Below are 3,326 nucleotides of genomic sequence, written 5' to 3'. Positions count from 1 at the left end.
CCCCCCCGCGGGGGGGTGGGGGGGCGGGGCGCGCGGGGGCCTCGCCTTTGGGTCGGGGGCGGCGGGGGGGCCCCCGCGCCTACGAGCACCCCCACCCCGCTCCGCTTCGCGGATCGACCCTCCCCACAAGGGGGAGGGTGAAGGAGATCCTACCGCCGCTTGTACACCCGCACCGGCGACTTGGTGCCGTCGGTGTAGGTGACCTGCACCGACATCGACGTCACGCTGTCGGCGACCTTGAAATAGCCCTTGGCGTCGTAGGGGATGGCGTAGGGGTCCTTCTTGTCGCAAGGCGGTATCTCGAGCGACTTGTCGAGCGCGGCACCGTTCAGGCTGTAATGCACCTCCTTGATGGCGCAGCGGTAGGACAGCATCTGGGTGAAATAGACCAGGCCGTGATTGCCGCCGGAGTCGAAGGCGATCCACGACGTCCAGAACTGGTCGAGGATCTGCTTGTCGCCTTGCTGCAGCGCTGTGTCCGGGTCGAAACGGATGTCGAACGGGCCGGTCTCGCGGCCCCTGATGTCGAGATATTTGATCGCGATGGTCCCGGCCACGGTGCTGTCGGGCATCTCGAAGCTCGGATTGGGCATCGGCTTGCCGGTGGTCTGGTCGTTCATCGCCAGGAAACCGGTGTCGGTGAACGGACCGCTGCCGCCCATGCGCCAGGAGATGGCGGTCGCCGGCTCCGGCAGCGAGATGGTCATCGACCAGCCCTGGTTCGAGCGCATCGGCGTCAGCGAAGGCACGAAGCGGGCGGGATCGAGCACATCGCCAAGTGCTGCCAGCCGGCTGCGGCTGCGATCCAGCCAGTCGGCGAGCTGCGTCTGGTCGACGAAATATTTGAGCAGCCCGCCATCCTTCTCGTAGGATACGAATTTGGTCAGCGCCTTGGCCTCGTTGCGCTTGTCGGCCAGCGTCTGGGCGCCCAGCCGGTCCTCCGAAAACTCCTGCGCCAGCAGGAAATAGGCCGGCGCGAAATCCGCATGGGCCGCGATGAAGGCGTTGAGCTTGTCGGGGCGCTGGGCGTCGTCGAACTGCTGGATATGCACCAGCTTGATCGACAGCGCCTTGCCCTTGTCGGCCAGCGCGCCGAACACTTCGCGGGCGCCGGCCTTGCCGTCCTGCACCCGAAGCAGCGTGGCAAAGCGCGTGTAGGGGTCGATGGCGTCGACATCGAAACCGGCAAAGGCGAGGTAGGAGTGCCGCGCGTTCAGCATGTCGCCGGAGAGCTCGTAGACGCGGGCATTGTGGTAGAACTCGTCCGGCCGCGTCGGTTCGGCGATCGCCCCGCCTTGCGCGGCCAAGGCGGCAAAGCCCTTGGCGATGGTGTCGATCGAGGCGGCGATCTGCTGCGTCGTCGCCTGCAGCTTCTCGGTCTGGGCCTGCTGCCGCGCCTGGCCGGCGGCCAGCGTCTCGGTCTGCTTCTTCACCTCGTCGGTGGTCTTCTGCACCAGTGCGGTCTGCTGCGTCTGCTGCTGCTGGGCGTTGGCGATCTCGTCGGTCTTCTTCACCACCGTGTCGGTCGACTGCTTGACCGCTTCGACCGTCTTCTGCGTCTGCGTGACCGTCTGCTCGATCTTGGCCACCTTGGCCGACACGATGCCCATCGACTGCTGCAGTCCGGCGATGGCCGGCACCAGGCTGGCGATCACCCCGTTCTGTGCGTTGGTCTGCTGCTGCAGGCCATAGACGCCGCCGGCGACGGCGGCAGCACTGGTGGCGAAGATCAGGGCCGGCAGCGCCTTGGCCGCCAGCACCAGCCTGAGCACGATGGCAATGGCGATGATGGCTGCGGCGATCGAGGCGACCAGCGCGATATAGGCGGCGAACGGCGCCAGCGGATTGAGGATGTCGGAAGCCGCACCTCCGATAAAGGCGACGCCGCCGGCCCATTTGCCGGTGCGGCTGAGCGATGCCCTGATAAGCGAGGGTGCTGCGCCCCCAGCCCCGATGTCAATCATGCCAAGCCCCCCAGCCGCCAGATACCACGTCCCTTCCCACAGGAAACGCGGTCTTGGCAAGGAAAGACACGGGAAACGGGCATTTCGGGGCGGATGAAAGGCTCGGGTTCCTCGCCCCTCGCCAAAGGCCGGGGAGAGGAACCAAGTCCTGCAAGGCCTCGACAATCCTGGGACTGTCAGCCATTAACCAAATGGACGCAGCTGACGCGTTACGTTAGCTTCGCCTTATCTCAGCAACAGCTTGACCCGAACAGACTTGCCCTTGTCCCACCTGCGTCCCCTTCCGCTCATCCAGAGAGTTTTTGCGGTCCTTGGCCTGTTGCTGCTGCTTGCCGGCTGCACGACCGTGACGCCGCCGGACGCCGTGTTGGCGGTACCGGCGCCGCCGCAGAAATACGCCGCCATCGTCGTCGACGCCGGGACCGGCAAGCAGCTGTTCGAGGTCAATTCGACGGCGCAGCGCTATCCGGCCTCGCTGACCAAGATGATGACGCTCTACCTGCTGTTCGAGGCGCTGGACGCCGGCCGCCTCACCAAGGAAACGCAGATCCCGGTTTCGGACCATGCCGCCTCGCAACCGCCGACCAAGCTGCGCTTCCGACGCGGCGAGAGCATCGACGTCGATTCCGCGATCCGCGCCATCGTCGTCAAATCGGCCAACGACGTGGCGGTCGCCGTCGGCGAATATCTCGGCGGCTCGGAGGATCAATTCGCCGCCATGATGACGTCCAAGGCGCGCCAGCTCGGCATGACCAGCACCTTGTTCCGCAACGCGTCCGGCCTGCCCGACGGTGGCCAGATGACGACCGCGCGCGACATGGCCGTGCTCGGCATGGCGCTGCATCGGCGGTTTCCCCAGCAGTTCCACTATTTCTCCGAAAGCGACTTCATGTTCCGCGGCAGGCTGGTGCGTGGCCACAACGACATGCTCGGCCGCGTGCGCGGCGTCGACGGCATCAAGACCGGCTACATCAGGGCCTCGGGCTTCAACATCGTCACCTCCTACAATGCCGACGGCCGCAACCTGATCGTGGTGGTGATGGGCGCCGACAGCGCCCGCCAGCGCAACGACCATGTCGAAGCGCTGATCCAGCGGAGTTTGTCGCCGACCACGGCCGACACCAAGACCAGGCTGATGTTCGCCGAGCAGCAGTGATCGGCAGCGCGATTTGCACCTGGCTAGCCCCGGCTGCCAGGGCATCGCTTCAGGTTTCGAACCATCTCCCTTTCGGGCGTTGATGCCGCCCCTCACCTGCCTGCCGGCATCCTCTCTCCGTCAGGGGAATCGGGTGAGTTAATTATCGTGAGATGACGCTTACGAGGAATTCGTCGTCCCACGCCGCCACTTTTCGTTTCAATCGC

The 3,326-nt window shown here is 65.5% G+C and carries 2 protein-coding genes; one reads left to right on the top strand and one right to left on the bottom strand.

Going from position 1 to position 3,326, the window contains the following annotated elements; genetic code table 11:
• Window positions 1-149 precede the first annotated feature (149 nt).
• A complete protein-coding gene (locus NKH03_RS34495) occupies window positions 150-1,964 on the bottom strand; it encodes a methyl-accepting chemotaxis protein (RefSeq protein ID WP_352973291.1) in 1,815 nt (604 codons plus the stop codon).
• 262 nt (window positions 1,965-2,226) lie between these two features.
• On the opposite strand from NKH03_RS34495, the gene NKH03_RS34490 reads away from it, so the two are divergent.
• The gene (locus NKH03_RS34490; protein ID WP_352973290.1) at window positions 2,227-3,120 is read left to right on the top strand and encodes a D-alanyl-D-alanine carboxypeptidase family protein; all 894 of its coding nucleotides are present in this window, start codon (window positions 2,227-2,229) and stop codon (window positions 3,118-3,120) included.
• Window positions 3,121-3,326: the final 206 nt, after the last annotated feature.

Origin of the sequence: Mesorhizobium sp. M1406 (assembly GCF_040317555.1) — a bacterium.
Taxonomy (GTDB): domain Bacteria; phylum Pseudomonadota; class Alphaproteobacteria; order Rhizobiales; family Rhizobiaceae; genus Mesorhizobium.
Note: the sequence above shows the minus strand (reverse complement) of the source record. Positions and strands in the feature narration are given on the sequence as shown.